Origin of the sequence: Streptosporangium pseudovulgare (assembly GCF_014648055.1) — a bacterium.
Lineage (GTDB): Bacteria > Actinomycetota > Actinomycetes > Streptosporangiales > Streptosporangiaceae > Streptosporangium > Streptosporangium pseudovulgare.
Window position 1 is genome coordinate 164,092 of sequence record NZ_BMQJ01000001.1, and the last position, 20,605, is coordinate 184,696.

16 protein-coding genes are annotated in these 20,605 nt (G+C 73.8%); 2 read left to right on the plus strand and 14 right to left on the minus strand.

Annotated elements, in window-relative coordinates:
• Positions 1-87: 87 nt before the first annotated feature.
• The 14 genes from IEZ10_RS00605 to mraZ form a co-directional block, all read right to left on the minus strand.
• Entirely contained in the window at positions 88-831 is a 744-nt protein-coding gene (locus IEZ10_RS00605; protein ID WP_373287362.1) for a YggS family pyridoxal phosphate-dependent enzyme, read from the minus strand.
• Positions 832-882: 51 nt separating this feature from the next.
• Positions 883-2,295, minus strand: a complete 1,413-nt coding sequence (ftsZ, locus tag IEZ10_RS00610) for a cell division protein FtsZ (RefSeq protein ID WP_189244467.1) — start codon at positions 2,293-2,295, stop codon at positions 883-885.
• A 222-nt stretch (positions 2,296-2,517) separates the two neighbouring features.
• Positions 2,518-3,186, minus strand: coding sequence for a cell division protein FtsQ/DivIB (locus IEZ10_RS00615; RefSeq protein WP_189244468.1), 669 nt, complete (start codon positions 3,184-3,186; stop codon positions 2,518-2,520).
• Between the two features lie 126 nt (positions 3,187-3,312).
• A complete protein-coding gene (gene murC, locus IEZ10_RS00620; protein ID WP_189244469.1) occupies positions 3,313-4,719 on the minus strand; it encodes a UDP-N-acetylmuramate--L-alanine ligase in 1,407 nt (468 codons plus the stop codon).
• Positions 4,720-4,907: 188 nt separating this feature from the next.
• Positions 4,908-5,993: a UDP-N-acetylglucosamine--N-acetylmuramyl-(pentapeptide) pyrophosphoryl-undecaprenol N-acetylglucosamine transferase gene (locus IEZ10_RS00625; RefSeq protein WP_189244470.1), complete on the minus strand. Its 1,086-nt coding sequence runs from the start codon at positions 5,991-5,993 to the stop codon at positions 4,908-4,910.
• Positions 5,990-7,222, minus strand: a complete 1,233-nt coding sequence (gene ftsW, locus IEZ10_RS00630) for a putative lipid II flippase FtsW (protein ID WP_229810807.1) — start codon at positions 7,220-7,222, stop codon at positions 5,990-5,992. Before ftsW ends, IEZ10_RS00625 begins: the two co-directional genes overlap by 4 nt.
• 329 nt (positions 7,223-7,551) lie before the next feature.
• Positions 7,552-9,009, minus strand: coding sequence for a UDP-N-acetylmuramoyl-L-alanine--D-glutamate ligase (gene murD, locus IEZ10_RS00635; RefSeq protein ID WP_189244472.1), 1,458 nt, complete (start codon positions 9,007-9,009; stop codon positions 7,552-7,554).
• Positions 8,991-10,049, minus strand: a complete 1,059-nt coding sequence (gene mraY, locus IEZ10_RS00640) for a phospho-N-acetylmuramoyl-pentapeptide-transferase (RefSeq protein WP_179818413.1) — start codon at positions 10,047-10,049, stop codon at positions 8,991-8,993. Before mraY ends, murD begins: the two co-directional genes overlap by 19 nt.
• Positions 10,046-11,455 carry a UDP-N-acetylmuramoyl-tripeptide--D-alanyl-D-alanine ligase gene (locus IEZ10_RS00645; protein WP_189244473.1) on the minus strand — a complete coding sequence of 470 codons (1,410 nt, stop codon included), beginning with the start codon at positions 11,453-11,455 and terminating at the stop codon, positions 10,046-10,048. Before IEZ10_RS00645 ends, mraY begins: the two co-directional genes overlap by 4 nt.
• Positions 11,452-13,011, minus strand: a complete 1,560-nt coding sequence (locus IEZ10_RS00650) for a UDP-N-acetylmuramoyl-L-alanyl-D-glutamate--2,6-diaminopimelate ligase (protein ID WP_189244474.1) — start codon at positions 13,009-13,011, stop codon at positions 11,452-11,454. The genes IEZ10_RS00645 and IEZ10_RS00650 overlap by 4 nt, the downstream gene beginning before the upstream one ends.
• Before the next feature lie 40 nt (positions 13,012-13,051).
• Positions 13,052-14,746 carry a peptidoglycan D,D-transpeptidase FtsI family protein gene (locus tag IEZ10_RS00655; RefSeq protein ID WP_229810808.1) on the minus strand — a complete coding sequence of 565 codons (1,695 nt, stop codon included), beginning with the start codon at positions 14,744-14,746 and terminating at the stop codon, positions 13,052-13,054.
• A gap of 977 nt (positions 14,747-15,723) precedes the next feature.
• The gene (gene ftsL, locus IEZ10_RS00660; RefSeq protein WP_189244475.1) at positions 15,724-16,314 is read right to left on the minus strand and encodes a cell division protein FtsL; all 591 of its coding nucleotides are present in this window, start codon (positions 16,312-16,314) and stop codon (positions 15,724-15,726) included.
• A complete protein-coding gene (rsmH, locus tag IEZ10_RS00665) occupies positions 16,301-17,305 on the minus strand; it encodes a 16S rRNA (cytosine(1402)-N(4))-methyltransferase RsmH (protein ID WP_189244476.1) in 1,005 nt (334 codons plus the stop codon). Before rsmH ends, ftsL begins: the two co-directional genes overlap by 14 nt.
• Positions 17,306-17,524: 219 nt before the next feature.
• Entirely contained in the window at positions 17,525-17,956 is a 432-nt protein-coding gene (mraZ, locus tag IEZ10_RS00670) for a division/cell wall cluster transcriptional repressor MraZ (RefSeq protein ID WP_179818419.1), read from the minus strand.
• A gap of 376 nt (positions 17,957-18,332) precedes the next feature.
• On the opposite strand from mraZ, the gene IEZ10_RS00675 reads away from it, so the two are divergent.
• Together IEZ10_RS00675 and IEZ10_RS00680 are read left to right on the plus strand one after the other, a co-directional pair.
• On the plus strand, positions 18,333-19,352 hold the full coding sequence (locus IEZ10_RS00675) for an AAA family ATPase (RefSeq protein WP_373287363.1): 1,020 nt from the start codon (positions 18,333-18,335) through the stop codon (positions 19,350-19,352).
• Positions 19,349-20,605: a DUF58 domain-containing protein gene (locus tag IEZ10_RS00680; protein ID WP_189244478.1), complete on the plus strand. Its 1,257-nt coding sequence runs from the start codon at positions 19,349-19,351 to the stop codon at positions 20,603-20,605. The genes IEZ10_RS00675 and IEZ10_RS00680 overlap by 4 nt, the downstream gene beginning before the upstream one ends.

Consider the following 20,605-nt stretch of genomic DNA (forward strand, 5'->3'; position numbering starts at 1 on the left):
CTGGGGCGGTAGCCGCACCCCCTTGGAGCTCACCACCGATCGACCTCTATCCGGGTACGCGGACGCCAAGGTCCACTTGAAGGGACATTACCTGACCAAGGGCTTCCGGCGACCGAGCAACGCCGTACCGACACGCAGGTGTGTCGCGCCGTTGGCGATGGCCTCCGTCATATCGCCGCTCATCCCCGCCGATATGACGTCCGCCCCCGGGTGGGTCTTCCGTACGGCCTCCGCGATCTCCCTCAGCCGGGCGAAGGCTCCGGACGGGTCCCCGCCCAGCGGCGCGACCGCCATCACCCCGCCCAGCCTCAGCCCGCCGGTCCCGGCGACCGCGTCGGCGAGCTCCGGGACCTCCTCCGGCCGCGCGCCACCGCGTCCGGGATCGCCGTCCAGCGCGACCTGCACCAGGCAGGTGACCTCCCGGCCCGCCCGAACCGCCTCCCGGCCCAGCGCGGACACCAGCCGGAGCCGGTCCACCGAGTGGACGACGTCGGCGTAGGAGACCACCGATCGGGCCTTGTTGGTCTGCAGCTGGCCGATGAAGTGCCAGGTCAGCCCCAGGTCGGCGCACTCGTGCGCCTTGGCCGAAGCCTCCTGGTCGCGGTTCTCCCCCACGTCGGCCACACCCAGCTCGGCCAGCAGCCGCACGTCGGAGGCCGGGTAGGTCTTGCTCACCGCGACGAGCGTCAGCTCCTCGCGCCTGCGGCCGGCGGCCCGGCATGCCTCGGCGATGTCCGCCTCGACCCTGGCCAGACCGGCCGCGATCTCTTCACGTCGCGTTGTATCCGTCACTTCTCCGCCGCTCGAACCCGACAAACCGGCGGAACCCATTCTTCCCTGTCACGGCCGGGCATCCCGCGGGCCCCCCGGCCGTGAGCAAAGTCACTTCAGGAAGTCGGGAACGTCGAGCTCCTCCTCCTGCTCCTCGAAGACCACCGGACGCCGCCGGGCGGTGTCCGGGATCCGCGCGGAGATCGGCGTGGGAGCGGGCGGTTCGGGCGCCGGGCGCGGGATCGACACCGGCGAGGCCGCCGGCTCCTCGGCGCGCGGCGGCTCGGGCTGCTCGGCCGGCGCGTGGACGGGCGCGGCGGGCTGGACCGGGTGGATCTGCTGGGCCGCCGGGGCCGGCGCGGGCTGGGGCTCGGCCGCCGGGGCAGGCTGCGGCGGGGTCACCGGGCGGACCGGCGCGGGCGGGGGCTCGGCCCGGAACTCCGGCCGCGGCTCGGCCTTCACCGTGGGCGCGGCCGGGCGGGACGGCGGGGCCGCCGCGGGAGCCGTGGCCGGGCGGGCGGGCGGCTGCTGTTGCTGCGGCCGCGCCGCCTGCGGCACGGCTTTCTTCGCCTCCGCGACGGGCTCGTCGAAGCCGGCCGCGATCACGGTGACGCGGACCTCGTCGCCGAGGGCGTCGTCGATGACCGTGCCGAAGATGATGTTGGCGTCCGGCGCCGCCGCGTTGGAGACGAGCTGGGCGGCCTCGTTGATCTCGAACAGGCCGAGGTCGGAGCCGCCCGCGATCGACAGCAGCACGCCGTGCGCGCCGTCGATGCTGGCCTCCAGCAGCGGGCTGGAGACGGCCATCTCCGCCGCCGCGACCGACCGGTCGTCGCCGCGCGCGTGGCCGATGCCCATGAGCGCCGAGCCCGCGCCGGACATCACCGACTTCACGTCGGCGAAGTCCAGGTTGATCAGACCGGGCGTGGTGATCAGGTCGGTGATGCCCTGGACACCGGAGAGCAGCACCTGGTCGGCCGCCTTGAAGGCGTCCAGCACGCTCACCTGCCGGTCGGAGATCGACAGCAGCCGGTCGTTCGGGATCACGATGAGGGTGTCGACCTCCTCGCGCAGGGTCTCGATGCCCGCCTCGGCCTGCATCGCCCGGCGCCGGCCCTCGAAGCTGAACGGCCGGGTGACCACACCGATGGTCAGGGCGCCCAGGGACCGCGCGATGTTGGCCACCACGGGGGCGCCGCCGGTGCCGGTGCCACCGCCCTCACCGGCGGTGACGAAGACCATGTCGGCGCCCTTGAGGACCTCTTCGATCTCCTCGCGGTGGTCCTCGGCCGCCTTGCGCCCGACCTCGGGGTTGGCGCCCGCGCCGAGGCCGCGGGTGAGCTCGCGCCCCACGTCGAGCTTGACGTCGGCGTCACTCATCAGCAGCGCCTGAGCGTCGGTATTGATGGCGATGAACTCGACGCCCTTGAGTCCCTCCTCGATCATCCGGTTGACGGCGTTGACTCCGCCTCCGCCGATTCCTACAACCTTGATGACCGCGAGGTAGTTCTGCGGTGCTGCCACGACGAGGGGCCTTTCCGCTCGTTGACTTGCAATTTCCCGCGGCACGGGGTCCCGTGCCGTCGCTTTCAAAACTCTCACCCTCAAGTTGAGATTTAGATTTATGTCAACCTGAGGAGTGATACGGACAGTAGGAGTTACGCTCCGGGCGGGTCAACTAACCGGGCCGCAAGCGCGCCCGGCGTGTCGCGCGCTGTCCTTTTCCCGGCGCCCGCGGCGGGGACGTCACTTCACCGTCACGACCTCGGGGGAACTCACGTCGTAGGTGTCCGCCCGGCTCCTCAGGAGCGTGGCGAGGATCCGCGCCTTGTCCGCGGAACGGTCGCGCCCGCCCCACACCACCGTGCGGCCGTCCTTCAGCCGCAGCGAGACGGTCTCGGGCGAGGGCGCGGCCACCTCCGCGACCCGCCCGGTCAGGCTCCCCGGCAGCGCCCCGACCACGGCCAGCGCCGCGACGGTCGCCGGATCGCCCGCCCCCGGGCGGTCCACCCGCAGCGTCGGAAGGCCCGGCGGCGCGACGTCCCTGACCTCGATCACCACGCCGTGGCGGTCCACCAGTGCGGCACGGCCCCCCTGCGGCACCACCGCCGCCGGCCTGCGCTCCACGACCCTGACCGCCAGCGTGCCCGGCCAGTCGCGGCTGACGGAGACCGACTCGACCCGGCGGATCGCACCCACCTTGGCCCTGACCTCGGCCACGTCCACGGTGGCGAGCGGCCGGCCGTCGGCCACGCCCGTGGCCCGCCGGATCTCCTCGACCGGCAGGACCGCGTTGCCCGTCACCCGGATCTCCCGCACGCCGAGGACCGGCGAGAAGAACACCAGCCACACGACGCTGCCCACCACACCCGCGGTGAGCAGGCCGAGGAAGGCCGTGCGCCAGACTCCGCTCAAAGGTCGCTCACCGCTCCTCCCTCGCTCCGCGGGCCGCTCGTCCCTCACGGACCACTCCGCTCCCGCGTCCGGCTCGCTCCCGGCTCAAAGGTCGCTCACCGCTCTCCCCAGCCCCCCCTGCCCGGGTCACCGCGTGGCCAGCTCCGCCACGATCCGCGGGCCCAGCTCGGTCACGTCGCCCGCCCCCATGGTGAGCACGATGTCACCGGCCCTGGCCCGCTCCGCCACCAGGGCGGGGACGCTCTCCCGCTGCGGCGCGTAGCTCACCCGTTCCTCCGGGAGCGGCACCTTGCCCGCGACCAGGGCCCCGGAGACGCCCGGCTCGGGGTCCTCCCGCGCGCCGTAGACGTCCAGGACGACCACCTCGTCGGCCAGGCCGAGGGCGGCGCCGAACTCGTCGGCGAAGAACCGCGTCCGGGAGTACAGGTGCGGCTGGAAGACCGCGATGACCCTGCCGGAGCCGGAGAAGGACGCCACCACGTCCCGCGCCGCGCGCAGGTCGGCCGCCAGCTCGGTCGGGTGGTGGGCGTAGCTGTCGAAGACCGCGACCCCGCCGGCCTCGCCCTTGGCCTCGAACCGGCGCTTGGCCCCGGTGAAGGCGGCCAGGCCGTCGCGGATGTCGTCGAAGGAGACGCCCAGCTCGGCCGCGACGGCGATGACCGCGGCGGCGTTGAGGGCGTTGTGCCGGCCCGGTACGGCCAGCCTGACCCGGCCCAGGCCGCCGACCGTGAAGGTGACGCCCAGGCCGTCCGGGGTGATGTCGCCCACCCGCAGGTCGGCGTCCTCGGTCTCGCCGTACGTGACGACCTTCAGGCCGCGGGCGCGGGCCACCGGCGCCAGAGCCGCGGAGCCCGGATCGTCGGCGCAGAGCACCATGGTCCGGCCGACCCGCTCGACGAAGCGGGCGAAGCTGTCGTAGACCGCGCGGGGGTCGCCGTAGTTGTCCAGGTGGTCGGGCTCCACGTTGGTCACCACGGCGATGTCCGGGGCCAGCATCAGGAAGGAGCCGTCGCTCTCGTCGGCCTCGGCGGCGAAGATCTCCCCGGCGCCCTCGTCGGCGCCCAGCCCGGTGGTCACCAGCTGCCCGCCGACGCAGTAGGACGGGTCGGCGCCGCACTTCTGCAGCGCCACCGTCAGCATCGACGTGGTGGTGGTCTTGCCGTGGGTGCCCGCCAGGGCGACACCGGTCCGGCCCGCCATGACCGAGGCCAGCGCGGCGGCCCGCGGGATCACCCGCAGGCCCTGGCGCAGCGCCTCACCCAGCTCCGGGTTGGAGTCGCGGATCGCGGTGGAGACCACGACCGTGTCGACGTTCTGGACGTGCGAGGCGGCGTGGCCGATGTGGACCCTCGCCCCCAGTCCCCGAAGCTCGTTGACCATCTCGGAGCCGCGGGAGTCACTGCCGGAGACCCGCACACCGCGCTTGAGCAGGATGCGGGCGATGCCGGACATGCCGGCACCACCGATCCCGATGAAGTGGACCCGCCCCAGGTCTTCGGCCGCGACCGGATCCACCAACTTGACCAGGCTCATCGGCCGCTCACCACTCCCCGACTCCCGTTCATCGGTCGTTCACCGTTCCCCGCCCAAAAATCGCTCCCCGCTCAAAATCACTCACCACTCCCCGCTCGCTCCGCGGGCCGCTCGTCCCTCACGGACCACTCCGCTCCCACGTCGGGCTCGCTCCCCGCTCAAGGTCGCTCACCACTCCCCGCTCCCCGTCACGCCACGCCCCGCGCGATCTGCAGCACCCGCCGGGCCAGCGCCATGTCGGCGTCCTTGCTGCCCATCCGGGAGGCGGCCTCCGACATGGCGACCACCCGCTCCGGGTCGGACAGCACGGGCAGCACGTTGTGGATGATCCACTCCGCGGTCAGCTCGGCGTCGTCGACCAGCAGGCCGCCCCCTGCCTGCACGATCGGCTCGGCGTTGAGCCGCTGCTCGCCGTTGCCGTGCGGGAGCGGGACGTACGCCGCGGGCAGGCCCACCGCGGTCAGTTCGGCGCAGGTGATGGCGCCGCCGCGGCACAGCGCGAAGTCGGCGGCGGCGTAGGCGAGGTCCATCCGGTCGACGTACTGCAGCACGACGTACTGGGGGTCGCCGGGCGGCGGCTCCTCCTCCAGCGTGTTGTTCGGGCCGATGATGTGCAGCACCTGGATCCCCGCGCGGCGCAGCGCCGGGGCCGCGGCCAGGGCCGCCCGGTTGATCGAGCGCGCCCCCTGGGAGCCGCCGGTGACCAGCAGCGTCGGCAGGTCGGCCTCAAGGCCGAACCAGGAGCGCGCCTTGTCGCCCATGGACAGCCGGTCCAGCGAGGTGATGCCACGGCGGAGCGGGATCCCGATGTGCTCGGCGCCGGACAGCGGCGTGTCCCGCTGGCCGATGAACACGTGGTCGGTCAGCCGCGCGCCCAGCCGGTTGGCCAGGCCGGGCCGCGGGTTGGCCTCGTGCACCACGATCGGCACGCCGCGGCGGCGCGCCCCGAGGTAGGCGGGGGTCGCGACGTAGCCGCCGAACCCGACGAGGACGTCGGCCCGGACCCGCTCCATGATGCCCGCCGCGGCGCCGATCGCGCCCGCCAGGCGGCCGGGCACGGTCAGCAGCTGCGGGGTGAGCGACCGGGGCAGCGGCACGGCGGGCACGAGCTCCAGCTCGTATCCCCGGGCCGGCACCAGCCGCGTCTCCAGGCCGCGTTCGGTGCCGAGGCAGGTGATCCCGATGCCGGGATCGAGTTGGCGCAGCGCGTCGGCCAGGGCCAGCGCCGGTTCGATGTGACCAGCCGTCCCGCCGCCGGCGAGGACCACCCTCATGTCGGTCCCTTCACATATCGTCTTCCGTTGGCCGGCCGCCGTGTGCGGGCCGGACCACCCAGGCCAAGCCAGCTTAGGCCCCGCGCCGCCGGTCCCGGGCCACGCGCGGCCAGGGCCTCACGCGCGCCGGGCTCCTGTTTGGCGAAGCTCAGCAGCATCCCGAGGGCGGCCAGCGTGGGCAACAGGGCCGACCCGCCGTAGGAGACCAGCGGCAGCGGGATGCCGGTGATGGGCACCACGCCGATCACCGCGCCGATGTTGACGATCGCCTGCCCGACGATCCAGGCCACGATGGCGGCGGCGGCGAGCCGGACGAAGGTGTCCTTCACCCGGACGGCCACCCGCAGCCCGGCGTAGCCCAGCAGCCCGAAGAGGGCCACCACCACCAGGGTGCCCATCAGGCCGAGCTCCTCACCGATGATGGAGAAGATGAAGTCGCTCTCGGCGTGCGGGATCCAGCTCCACTTCTGCCGGCTGGAGCCCAGCCCCAGCCCGAACCAGCCGCCGCTGCCCATGGCGATCTGCCCCTGGACGGCCTGGTAGCCCTCCTTCTGGGCGTACTTCCACGGGTTCAGCCACGCCTGGACCCGGTCCAGGCGGTACCCCTCGGTGCTGATCATGACGACGGCCGCCAGCGCCGAGACGGCCATGATGCCGCCGAACAGCCGCAGCGGCGCCCCGACCACCCACAGCAGGGCCAGGAAGATCATCATCAGCACGATCGTGGTGCCGAGGTCGCTGCCCAGCATGACCAGCAGGGCCAGGATGACCGCGCCGGGCATGAGCGGGATGAACAGGTGGCGCCACTCGATCGTCCCGGAGCGCGCCCGGCGCGCCAGCAGGTCGGCCCCCCACAGCGCGAACGCGAGCTTGGCCGGCTCCGACGGCTGGATGGTCAGCTCGCCGATGTAGATCCACCGCTGTGCTCCGAGCTCCGACTGGCCGATGAACAGCACCAGGACCAACCCCAGCACCGCCAGGACCATCAGCGGATAGCCCGCGAGCCGGAAGTACCGGACGGGGAGCCTCGAACAGATCCACATCAGCAGCAGCCCCAGGAGCATCGCGATGAGCTGCCGCCCGAACAGGGCGAACGCCGACCCCCTGGTCTGGAGCGCCTCGATGCTCGACGCCGACAGGACCATCATCAGCCCCAAAGCCATCAGCAGTGCGCTGACGCCTGCGAGCAGGTAATACGAGAAGAGAGGGCGCCCCAACAGCTCCCTCATCCGCGCAAGCTGCTCTCGGGGAGTGTCAGAGTCCGCCGTTCGATCGGATCTGAAGATCATTCACCGCACCCCACGCAAGGCTAAAGAGATCAAATATCCATGTTGATCGGCATGTCCACGAATGATCCTATGAGCGAGCCGGGATCATGGCCCGAACGGCAGGCGAGCCGGTCGGCCGCCGAGTCCAGGTCATCGTCCGCGACCGGTTCGGCGGCGACCGCTACGGCCCGGCACCCGGTCAGGGCTCCACCTCCGCCCCGGCCCTGGGCCGGTACGAGCGGCTCGCCGTCCGCCAGGCGAGGATCTTGAGGGTGTGGTCCCATGCGCTCTCAGGATCCTCGCGGCCCGTGCAGCCGCCTCAGAACGGCTTCGGCGAACGCGGTCCCGCGGGCGCCGTAGTTGGGGAACATGTCGAGGGAGGCTCCGGCGGGGGCGAGCAGCACGGTGTCCCCGGGGGTGGCGAGCCGGGCGGCTTCGGTGACGACGCGATCCATGACCCCAGTGTCTTGCCCCGCCACCTCCACCACCGGGACATTCTCGGCGTGTCGCGCCAGAGCCCGCCGGATCCGCTCGCGGTCGGCGCCCAGCAGCACCGCGCCGCGCAGCCGCGGCGCGGCCCGCCGTACCAGGTCGTCGACGTCGGCGCCCTTGAGCTGGCCGCCGGCGACCCAGACGATCGAGGAGTAGGCGGCGAGCGAGGCGGCGGCGGCGTGCGGGTTGGTGGCCTTGGAGTCGTCGACGTAGTCGACGCCGCCCACGGTCGCGACGTGCGCGATGCGGTGCGGGTCGGGGACGAAGTCGGCCAGGCCCCGCCGTACGGCCTCCGGGGGCACCCCGTAGGAGCGGGCCATGGTCGCGGCGGCGAGCGCGTTGGCGACGTTGTGCGGCGCGAACGGCCGGATGTCGGCGAAGCCCGCCAGCTCGGCGGCCTCGCGCTCCGGGTCGGCGGTGAACGCCCGGTCCACCAGCAGGTCCTCGACCACGCCGACCTGTCCGGGCCGCGGCACGTCGAGCGTGAAGCCGACGACGCGGGCGGCCCCGCCGGCGTACGGCTCGGCCAGGCGGGCCGGCCACTCGTCGTCGGCGTTCCAGACCACCGTGCCGGCCCGCTCGAAGATCCGCCCCTTGTCCCGGGCGTACGCCTCCAGGGAGCCGTGCCAGTCGAGGTGGTCGGGCGCCACGTTGAGCACGGCGGCGGTGTGCGGGGCCAGGCTGGGCGAGCGGTGCAGCTGGAAGCTGGACAGCTCCACGGCCAGCACGTCCCAGGGCTCGCCGACGGCCTCCACGACGGGGGTGCCGACGTTTCCGGCGGCGAGCGCGCGGTGCCCGGCGGCGGACAGCATGGCGGCGAGCATCCGGACCACGGTGGTCTTGCCGTTGGTGCCGGTCAACGCCAGCCACGGCGCCGCGCCGGCCGGGCGCAGCCGCCAGCCGAGCTCGACCTCGCTGATCACCTCGATCCCGGCCGCCGCGGCGGCGGCCATCACGGGATGGTGCGGCGGCCAGCCGGTGGTGACGACCAGGGAGGCGCCGGCGGGCACCCCGGCGGGCTCGCCGAACCGGACCTCGACGCCCAGCCCGGCCAGCTCCGCCGCGGCGGCCCTGGCCTGCTCACCGTCGCGGCCCTCCAGGACGACGACCTTCGCGCCCCGCCCGGCCAGCACGCGGGCGGCGGCGGTCCCGGAGACGCCGAGCCCGGCGACGACGACCGTGCCCCCGGCGCCTCCGTCGCCTCCGTCGCCCCCGATGCCGGTGGGATCCGCGGCCGTCACGGCTTGGGCATCCATTCGACGTAGAACAGCCCGAGGCCGGCGGCGGCGCACAGGGCCGCGATCAGCCAGAAGCGGACCACGATGGTCGTCTCGGCCCAGCCCGACAGCTCGAAGTGGTGCTGGAGCGGCGCCATCCGGAAGACCCGTTTGCCGGTCATCTTGAAGAACCCGACCTGGATGATCACCGACATCGTGATGACCACGCACATGCCGGCGAGGATGATCAGCAGGCCCTGGGTGCGGGTGGTGATGGCCAGGCCCGCGATCACGCCGCCCAGGGCCAGCGAGCCGGTGTCACCCATGAAGATCTTGGCGGGCGGGGCGTTCCACCACAGGAAGCCGACCAGCGCGCCGAGCACGGCGGCGGCGACCACGGCCAGGTCGAGCGGGTCGCGGACCCAGTAGCAGTTGGGGCTGAGCTGGACGGTGCAGCTGTTGCGCAGCTGCCAGTTGCCGATCAGCACGTAGGAGGCGAGCACCACGCCGGTCGCGCCGCTGGCCAGGCCGTCGAGGCCGTCGGTGAGGTTCACCGCGTTGGAGAAGCCCACGATCATGATGAGCACCCAGATCGTGAACCCGATGATGCCGATGGAGGGGCCGAAGTCCCGCAGGAACGACAGCCGGGTCTCGGCGGGGGTGATGAGGTAGGCGTTGGGGAAGCGGGTCACCAGGACCGCGAAGACCGCGCCGACGATGAGCTGGCCCAGCGCCTTGGCGCCGCTGCGCAGGCCCAGGCTGCGCTGCTTGTAGATCTTGATGAAGTCGTCGAGGAAGCCGACCATGCCCAGGCCGGTCATCAGGAACAGCACCAGCAGCGCCGAGACGGTGGGCTGGGTCCAGGCGACCAGGTGGGCGCAGGCGAACCCGATCAGCGCCGCGATCACGATCACGGTGCCGCCCATGGTGGGGGTGCCGCGCTTGTCGTGGTGGCCGGAGGGGCCCTCCTCCCGGATGCTCTGGCCGTAGCCGCGCCGGGAGAACAGGCGGATCGCCAGCGGCGTGCCGAACATGGACAGCAGCAGGCTGACCGCCGCCGCGATGAGGATCTCCCTCATCGGCGGTCACCCCCGAGCAGGGCCTCGGCCACCCGCTCCAGGCCGGCCACGCGCGAACCCTTGACCAGCACCACGTCGCCGGGCGCGAGGAGCGCCGAGACCTCGGCGACGGCCGTCTCGACGTCGGGGACGTGCGTTATCCGGGGGACGTGCCCGCCCGCGGCACGGGCGTCCTCGGCGGCGGCCCTGGCCCCGGCCAGGACGGGCCCGGCGTCGGCGCCGACGACGAACAGGGCTTCGAGGCCCGCGGCGGCGGCCGTCCGGCCCACGCCCTCGTTCAGCTCGGCGCCGTGCTCGCCCAGCTCGCTCGGGGAGGAGATGACCGCGAGACGGCGTCGGCCCCCGGCGATGGCTCCGAGGGCGCCGAACGCGGCGCGCATGGACTCGGGGTTGGCGTTGTAGGCGTCGTTGACGACGGTGACGCCGTCCGCCCGGTCGGTGACCTCCATCCGCCAGCGGCTGCGGGGCTCGGCCTCCGACAGCTCCTCGGCGATGGTGGCGACCGGCAGCCCCAGCTCGTAGGCGGCGGCCGCCGCGGCGAGCGCGTTGTCCACGGCGTGCTCGCCGTACAGGCGCAGGGTGACCGGCGCGGCCCCGGAGGGGGTGCGCAGCGTGAAGGAGGCGCGACCGCGCCCGTCGAGGGTGACGCCCTCGGCCCGCACCGCGGCGGTCTCGCCGCGGCCGTACCAGGTGACCCGGGCGCGGGTCCGGTCGGCCATCGCGGCCACCAGCGGGTCGTCGGCGTTCAGTACGGCGACGCCGTCGGCGGGCAGCGCCTCGACCAGCTCGCCCTTGGCCTTGGCGATGGCGTCCCGGCCGCCGAAGACCCCGATGTGCGCGCTGCCGACGTTGAGGACCACGCCGATCTTCGGCGGGGCGATCCTGGCGAGGTGGGCGATGTGCCCGACCCCCCGGGCGCTGAGCTCCAGCACCAGGTAGCGGGTGCTCTCGTCGGCCCGCAGCACCGTCAGGGGGTGGCCGATCTCGTTGTTGTACGAGCCGACCGGCGCGACCGTGGGGCCGATCCGCGCGGTGAGGCGGGCCAGCAGGTCCTTGGTGGTGGTCTTGCCCGCCGAGCCCGTCACGCCGATGACCGTGGCCGCCGGCAGCCCGGCGCAGACCGCCGTGGCCAGGTCGGCCAGGGCCCCCACGACGTCGCCGACGACGACCGCGGGGGCCTCGACGGGCCGGGAGGCCAGCACGGCGACGGCGCCCGCCTCCACGGCGGCCGCGGCGAAGTCGTGCCCGTCGGACCGCTCGCCCTTGACGGCGACGAACAGCGACCCCGGCTCGACGGCCCGGGAGTCCACGACGACCGGGCCGCGTACGACCGCGCGGGGGTCGGCCATGCCCGCGAGGGCGCCCGAGGTGATCTCGGCGATCCTGCCCAGCGGCAACGGGATCATGATGAGGCTTCCTTACTCTCCATACACGCCTGGCGCCCGGTACGGCTCCGCCGTCTGCCGATCGCGTCGGCCACCACTTGCCTGTCATCGAACGGGAGGACCCGGTCGCCGACGTACTGGCCCTGCTCGTGCCCCTTGCCGGCCACGACGACCACGTCGCCGGGGCCCGCACGGCCGATCGCCAGATCGATGGCCGCGGCCCGGTCCGGCTCAATGATCACATGGGCCCGCTCCTCCGGGGACACGCCGAGGATCCCGTCCATCATCTCGGCCAGGATCCGCAGGGGGTCCTCCGAGCGGGGGTTGTCGCTGGTGAGAATGGCCACATCGGCCAGCCGGGCGGCGGCGGCGCCCATCATGGGACGCTTGCCGCGGTCGCGGTCGCCGCCGCAGCCCAGCACCACGGTCAGCCGGCCCTCGGTGACCTCGCGCAGCGAGCGCAGCACCGACTCCACGGCCCCGGGCTTGTGGGAGTAGTCCACGATGGCCTCGAAGCCGTCGGCGCCCGGCACCCGCTCCATCCTGCCGGGCACCCCGGCCAGCGTGCCGATCCCGGCCGCCGCGGCGCGCAGCGGCACCCCCGCCTCCACCAGGGCGACGATCGCGCCGAGGGCGTTGGCGACGTTGAACGGGCCGGGCAGCGCCACCGTGGCGTCCTCCTCGACGCCGCCGGGGCCCACCACGCGGAAGGAGCTGCCGTCGCCGCTCAGGCGCACGTCGGCGGCGCGCCAGTCGGCCTCCGCGGCCCCCTGGGCGGAGAAGGTGGTCATCGGGATCTTCGCCGTGCCGAGGAGCTCGCGGCCGTGGGCGTCGTCGATGTTGACGACCCCGGCGCGGCTCATCTCGGGGGTGAACAGCCGGGCCTTGGCGGCGAAGTAGTCGTCGAGGTCGCGGTGGAAGTCGAGGTGGTCCTGCGACAGGTTGGTGAACAGCGCGACGTCGTAGAGGATCCCGTCGACGCGGCCGAGGGCCAGCGCGTGGCTGGAGACCTCCATCGCGGCGGCGGTGACGCCCCGCTCGCGCATGAGGGCGAACAGGCCCTGCAGGTCGCTGGCCTCCGGGGTGGTCAGTGTGGACGCGAAGCGCAGGTCGCCGGCGCGGATCTCCACGCCGCCGACCAGGCCGGTGGTGTGCCCGGCGGCCCGCAGCCCGGCCTCCAGCAGGAAGGTGCTGGTGGACTTGCCGCTGGTGCCGGTGACGCCGATGAGCGTGATGGCGGCGGCGGGCGCGCCGTACACCCAGGAGGAGACCTGGCCGAGCACGGCGCGCGGGTCGGGCACGACGAGGACCGGCAGGCCGGTCGCGACCGCCGCCTCCCGGCCCGCCTGGTCGGTCAGGATCGCGGTGGCGCCGGCGGCGAGCGCCTGGGCGCAGAAGTCGGCGCCGTGGGCCGTGGCGCCCGGCAGCGCGACGTAGAGGTCTCCGCGCCGGACCCGGCGGGAGTCGATGGTGACCCCGGACACCGCGGCGAGCGGCGCCCGCGACGTGCCGGAGGGCGCGCCGAGCAGGCTCGCCAGCCCCGACAGTGGCCGGGGCGAACTGGTTGAGGGTCGCATGGACGACGGGGGACGCACGGCGAGAGCGTACCTTCCCTCGTCAGCGGCCGGTGCGGATCGGCACCGAGGCCGACGGCCTGGTCGCGGTGGGCGGGATCTTCTGGCTCTTCAACGCGAACGTCATCACTTTCTTGAATACCGGGGCTGCGACCTCTCCACCGTAGTGGGCTTTCTGAGGATCTTGGACGACCGCCAGGACCACCAGGCGGGGGGCGTCCGCCGGGGCGAAGCCGACGAACGTCGAGGTGTACCCGCAGTATCCCTGGCACTCGGCGTCGTAGCGCATCGCGGTGCCGGTCTTGCCCGCCACCCGGTAGCCATCGATGGCGGCCAGGTTGCCGGTGCCCTCGGCGCCGACCGCGGCCTCCAGCATCCCGGCGACGTCCCTGGCGGCGCGCTCGCTGATGACCCGGGTCCGCGCGGCGGGCGCGGCCGGGGCGAACGCGCCCCGCTCGTCGGTGGTGCCTGCCACGATCGTCGGGGTGACGCGCACGCCGCCGTTGGCGATGGTCTGGTAGACGCTGGCCGTCTGCAGCGCGGTGACCGAGACGCCCTGGCCGTAGGCGATCGTGCAGCGCTGGCTGCCCGACCAGTTCCGCCAGTCGGGCAGCAGGCCGCCCTCCTCGCGGTACAGGCCGCTGCCCGGCTTGGCGCCGAACCCGAAGCGCCGCATCATCTCGTACAGCCGCTGGTCGCCGATCTTCTGCGCGGCCATGATCGTCCCGACGTTGCTGGAGGTCGCGACCACGCCGGAGAAGGTCAGCCGCTCCACGGAGTGCGGGTGGGAGTCGCGCAGCACCTGGTCGGCGCACCGGATGTTGTCCGGGACCCGCATGGCGGTGTCCGGCCGCAGCGCGCCCGACTCCAGGGCGGCCGCCGCGGTGATGACCTTGTTGGTGCTGCCCGGCTCGAACACGTCGGTCACGGCGCGGTTCACCCAGTCCTCGGGCGAGGTCCGCCGCCAGTCGTTCAGGTCGAGCTCGGGGGCGTTGGCCATGGCGTACACGCGGCCGTCGCGGGCGTCCATCACGATGACGCTGCCGGTGCGGGCACCGGTGGCCTTCACCTCCTCGGCGATCGCCTTCTGGGCGGCCCACTGGATGTCGCGGTCGATGGTGAGCCGGACGTCCCTGCCCTCGACGGGCGCCTTGACCGTGCTGCGGGTCATCGGGATGCGCTGCCCAGCGCGGCCGGTCTCGATGATCTGCTCGCCGTCGCGGCCGGCGAGCAGGGTGTCGTAGGTGCTCTCCAGCCCGCTCAGGCCGTTCCCGTCGTCGCCGACGAAGCCGAGGAGGGTCCCGGCGAGGTCGCCGCCGGGGTAGTCGCGCACGTACCGGCTCCGGGTGCCGAGCCCTTTGAACTTGAGCTTCGAGGCCCCCTGCATGATCCGCCCGGCCACGGACGGCTCCACGGCGGAGGCCAGCTTCTGGTAGCGGCTGCCGGGTACGGCGAGCTTGGCCGCGATGTCCTGCTTGGGCTGGCCCAGCTCCGTGGCGAGGAAGGTGGCCATCTGGTCGCGCATGGCCGGCTTGACCTCGGAGGGGTCGACGTAGACCTCGCGCGCCTCCCGGGTCAGCGCGAGCTCGTGCCCGGCCGCGTCGGTGATGGAGCCGCGGCGGGCGGTCAGCTTCTCGCCCTGGACCCGCTGCTTGGCCGCCTCGGCGGCGTAGACCTTGGAATCGAGGCCCTGGAGCTGGATGAGCCGCCCGGCGAAGATGGACAGCACGAAGGTCATCGCGATCAGGCCGACGCTGATCCGCCGGCCGGGGTTGCCCAGGCGCAGCGTCGCGGGCGGGCGCGCGGGCGGCCTGGGCGGCCTGCCGCCGCCTCCGTTCCCGCCGGTCGCCGGGGCGGGCCGGGGCGGGCGCGCCTGGTCGCCGGCCGGGCGGACGCGCGGCCGGCCCGCGGGGCCCGCCGGCTCCTCGGGGCGCGGGGATCGGCCCGGCCTGCGGGGCGCCTCGGGCCCCGGCGGGCGGCCGGGCCTGCCCGCCGCGCCGGTGGGGACGGGCCTGCCGGTCGCGGGCCGGCCGGAGGCCGGGTGCTTCGCTGAGGCCGGGTGTTTCGCGGAGGCGGAGGACTTCGGAGAGGCGGGGGGCTTCCCGGAGGCGGAGCCGGTCCTGGTGGCCGGAGGCTTCGCGGAGGCGGATCCGGGCCGCCCGCCGCGGGCGGGGCCGTCCCCGGTGTCGCGGGCCGGCGACCCGGCGCGGGGCCTGCCCGGCGGTACGGCGGAGCCACCGGTCCGGCCGGCGGAGGCGGATCCGCCCGCGCCGCCGGAGCGGGCGTTCCGGCCCCCGGCTCCCTCCGCGCGGGAAGGCCGCCCGGACGCGGGCTCCGGGCGCGGGGAACGGCCGGACGAGCCCTCGGGGCGCGCGGGCTTGCCGGGCGACCGGCCGCGGGAGGACCCGCCCGCCCCGCCGGTCTCCTCGCGGCGCCCGGATCCCTCGGCGCGCCGGGGCCCGCCGGAGCGCCCGGAGGCGTCCGGGCGCCGGCCGGAGCCCTCCGGGGACGGCTGCCCGCCGGACGGGGAGGACCCGCCCCGGCCGCCGGGGCCGTCCTGCTCGGGACCGCCCCGGCCGGACGTCCCCCTGGAGGCGTCCGGGCCGCCCGGTCTGCCGGGCCGGCCCGGCCCCTTCGGGACCCGGCGGCCGGATCCTCCGGCGGGGCCGCCGGAGCCGCCACGGCCCGGGCCGGAGCCCCGCCCGCCGGTCTCCCTCACCTGCCCGTGCCCTCCACCCGCTCGCGCGTGACGGGCGCCTGGCCCTGGCTGGCGACCCGGCTGTCGATCGTGTTCATGCTGTCCCAGTCGCGGTTCTGGCCCTGCAGCTCGGCTCGCTTGGCGAGCTCTTCGGGCGTGTCGAGCCGGGCGTTCTCGTTCTCGCGATCCGCCTTCTGCTGCTGGAGCTCGCTGATGCCGTCGCGCAGCTCGTTGAGGCGGTAGGAGTCCTGGGCGAGGACGACGTTCAGCAGCAGCAGGCTGACCAGCCCGCCGCAGAGGAGGCCCACCACGAGCAGCACGAAGGGAGCGCGCGGCGGCCGGCCCTGCCGGGACGGCCGCGCCGTACGGGCGGCGGGGGGCCGGGCGGCGGACCTGCTCGGCGCGGACCTGCTCGGCGCGGCCTTGGCGGGCGCGGCGGGCTTGACGGGCGCGGCGGACCGGCCCTGAGCGGGCTTGGCGGGTCCGACGGGCCGGCTCGGGGCGGGCGCGGCGGGCTTGGCGGGCGCGGCGGCCCCGCGTCCCCGCGGCACGGCGCGGGAGACGCGCCCGGGCCGCGCGGCGCGGACGTCTGTGTCACTCCTCGTCAACTGCCTCACGGATCCTCTCTGCAGCCCGGCACCGGGCGGAGGCCGCCCGCGGGTTGCGGGCCACCTCCTCTTCGCTCGGGAGTTCGGCACCCCTCGTCAGCAGCGCGAACCGCGGCTGGTGGGCCGGCAACGGGACCGGCAGCCCGGGAGGGCTGGTGTCCCTGGTCCGGGCCGCCAGGACCTGCTTGGTCAGCCGGTCCTCAAGGGAGTGGTAGGCGAGCACCACCACGCGCCCGCCAAGCGTCAGGGCGTCGAGCGCCGCGGGGAGCGCACGTTCCAGCGCCGTCAACTCCGCGTTCACCTCGATCCTCAACGCCTGGAATGTTCTCTTGGCCGGGTTGCCCCCGGTCCGTCGCGTGGCGGCGGGGATCGCCGTACGGACGATCTCCGCGAGCCGCTTGGTAGACGTTATGGCCTCGTTGCCCCTTTCTTTGATGATTAGGCGCGCGACACGCGGGGCGAATCGCTCCTCGCCGTAATCCCGCAGGATCCGGATGAGCTCGGCGGCCGAGTACGTGTTGACGACCACCTCGGCCGTCAGCTCCTGGTCGGGGTCCATCCGCATGTCCAGGGGCGCGTCGTAGGAGTAGGCGAAGCCCCGCTCGGCCTCGTCGAGCTGGGGCGAGGAGACGCCCAGGTCGAACAGGACGGCGTCGACCCGGGGCCGGCCCAGCCGGGCCAGCACCTCGGGCAGCTCGTCGGAGACCGCGCGGACCAAAGTGATCCGGTCGGCGTACGGCACCAGCCGGGCGGTGGAACGCTCGATGGCGGCGGGGTCGCGGTCGATGCCGATCAGATGCAGCGAGGGGTGGGCGGCCAGCAGCGCCTCGGCGTGGCCGCCGAGGCCGAGGTTGGCGTCGACGGCCACCGGGGCCGGACCCGCCAGTGCGGGGGCCAGCAGTTCGAGCACGCGATCGAGCATCACGGGCACGTGGCCGCCCGGAGCCGCACCCGGGCCCGGAAGATCGGACATGTCGTTGTCAGCGCGCATGAAGCGCAAACCCCCTCTTGCCGCCTCGCTCGCGGATGTGCGGCGACGCTCACCGGTGTTCCTGCTGGTCCCCACCACGGGCCGCCCGGCCAGGTCCCCATCCGCACCCGCGTGCCGGCCCGTCACCTGACACCGGGGAAGGTGCATCAGCTGACGGGCGCGTGGTTGCGGGTGGAGACCTCGCCGAACGACTTTCTCACCGATGAGTCGACCGTGGAGTCACAAGATCCCTGGCAGCACCTCCTCCGACAGGTCGGAAAAGGCCTGCTCCTGCTCGGCCAGATAGGCGTCCCAGGCACCCGAGGCCCAGATCTCCAGGCGGGTGTTGGCGCCGATGACCGCGCAGTCACGGCTCAGGCCGGCGTACTCGCGCAGGGGCTGCGGGACGGTGATCCGGCCCTGCTTGTCGGCGACCTCGTCGGACGCGCTGGCGAAGAGGACGCGGCTGTAGTCGCGGACCGCCTTGGCGGTCACCGGCGCGGTGCGCAGAGCCTCGGTGATGCGCCTGAACTCCTCTACGGGAAAGACGTAGAGGCAGCGCTCCTGGCCTTTGGTGATCACCAGACCCTCCGCCAGCTCCTCGCGGTACTTCGCCGGCAGGAACAGCCGTCCCTTGTCATCGAGACGCGGATGGTGAGTGCCGAGGAACACCGGCCCCACCTCCCGTGCCTTGCGGAGGGCAGACCACTTTCGTCCCTGCTCTCCACTGCGCACCACCATACTCCACTTCTCTCCACCGTCAACTGATTCCGCATCTCCCGGCGATCGACTTCGGCGAAGAAATCCCAGGTCAGGAGGGGTGGAGCGAAGTGGAGGGGGTGGGCGGCCCCGGCACGTCACGGGCGTGTCGGGAAGACGGCCCATGGCCGAACGATCATGAAATCGGCGGACCGGCGGGGATCCGCCGCGGACCCGGCGCGGCCGAGAGCCCGAAATGAGGTTTCATGCCCGCATCGGGTCGCCGGGGAACTTCCGGCATCGTAATGTCGGTACCCACAATGAAAAGGGGCGCTAAAAGCCCCGAAATATGACCCCCGGCGCAAAACCGCCGCACCCTCATGGAGGCCTGGTGGCAGTAACCCATGACGTCTCTCCCCGGCTCGACGAGCTGGTGGTCACGGCCCAGCGGATCCACCAGGCGATCGAGTCGGTGATCGAAGGCAAAGGCGACGTCGTCCGCCTCACCCTCACCGTTCTCCTCGCCGAAGGCCATCTGCTCATCGAGGACGTGCCGGGAGTCGGCAAGACCATGCTCGCCAAGGCGTTGGCGCGGTCCATCGACTGCCCGGTGCGCCGGATCCAGTTCACCCCCGACCTGCTGCCCAGCGACATCACCGGCGTCAGCGCCTACAACCAGCAGACCAGGGAGTTCGAGTTCAAGCCCGGACCGGTGTTCGCCAACATCGTGGTGGGCGACGAGATCAACCGGGCCTCGCCGAAGACCCAGTCGGCGCTGCTGGAGTGCATGGAGGAGCGCCAGGTCACCGTGGACGGCTCGACCTACGTGCTGGAGGGCCCCTTCATGGTGATCGCCACCCAGAACCCCATCGAGATGGAGGGCACCTATCCCCTTCCCGAGGCGCAGCGCGACCGCTTCACCGCCCGGATCGCGATGGGCTACCCCGAGGCGGGCGCCGAGCTGGAGATGCTCGACGTGCACGGCGCCGCCTCCCCGCTGGACAAGCTGGAGCCGGTGGCGACCACCGCCGAGGTGCGGGCGCTGATCGACGCGGTGCGCGCCGTCTACGTCTCCCAGCCGGTCAAGAAGTACGCCGTCGACCTGGTGACCGCCACCCGCACCTCCCCCGACCTGCGGCTGGGCGCCTCCCCCCGGTCGACCCTGCAGCTGGTCCGGGCCGCCCGGGCGCACGCCGCGCTCTCCGGCCGCGACTACGTCATCCCCGACGACCTCCAGGAGCTGAGCGTCCCCGTGCTCGCCCACCGGCTGCTGCCCAGCGTCGAGGCCCAGGGCCAGCGCCGGATGCCCGAGCAGGTGGTGGCCGAGCTGGTCCGGCGGGTGCCCGTCCCCGAGGCCCCGGCCAAGTGACCTCGGGACTCAGGGCCCTGACGTCGCGCGGCCGGTCGTTCATCGCCTCCGGCCTCGCGGCGATGCTGTGCGCCGTCGTCCTCGGGGAGCAGGACCTTCTCAGGATCGGCGTGCTGATCGCCGCCCTGCCGCTGCTGGCGGCCGTGGTGGTGGCCCGCACCCGCTACCGGCTGAGCTGCGCGCGGCGGCTGGACCCGCCCAGGACCGAGACCGGCAGCGACGCCACCGTGACGCTCCGCCTGGAGAACATCACCCGGCTGCCGACCGGCCTGCTGCTGATCGAGGACACCGTCCCCTACGCGCTCGGGGCGCGTCCCAGGTTCATCCTGGACCGGGTCGAGTCGCGCGGCATCCGGGAGATCGACTACCGGGTGCGGTCCGACCTGCGCGGCCGCTTCCCCATCGGGCCGCTGACGGTCCGGATCAGCGACCCGTTCGGCCTGGTGGAGCTGACCAGGTCGTTCACCATCAGCGACACCCTCGTGGTGACCCCGCGGGTGGTGGCGCTGCCGCACGTCCGCCTCTCCGGCGAGTGGAGCGGCGGAGGCGAGAGCCGTACCAGGAGCGTCGCCGCGGCCGGCGACGACGACGTCGCGCCCCGCGAGTACCGGCAGGGCGACGACCTGCGGCGGGTGCACTGGCGCTCGACCGCCCGGTACGGCGAGCTGATGGTGCGGCGCGAGGAGCAGCAGTGGCAGAGCCGCGGCGCGCTCCTGCTGGACACCCGCAGGTACGCGCACCGCGGCGAGGGGCCCCGCTCGTCGTTCGAGGTGGCGGTCTCGGCCGCGGCGTCCATCGGGGTCCACCTCGCCCGCGAGGGGCTGGGCCTGCGGCTGGTCACCGACCAGGGCGCCCAGCACCTGGACGACGTCGGGGCGAGCTGGTCGCTGCTGGACGCCCTGGCCGTGGTGCGCACCGGCTCCGCCCGCTCGCTGGAGTACGGCGTGGGCGCGCTGCGGCAGGGCGGCGGCGACGGCCTGGTGGTGGCCGTGCTCGGCGGGATCGACGTGGAGCAGGCCGAGGCCCTGGCCCGGCTCAGGCACGGCAACATGACCGGGGTGGCCGTGCTGCTGGACGTGGCCGGGTGGGAGCGTCCGGAGCTCGGTTCGAACGAGGAGTACCGGGCGGCGCAGGCCGTCCTCGCCGGGGCGGGCTGGCGCGTCGTGCGCCTGCCGTCCGGTGTCTCGATCGCCGACGTGTGGCCGGAGGCCGGGCAGCGCGGGCGGTTCGCGACCAGTGGAGGTGCCGTATGA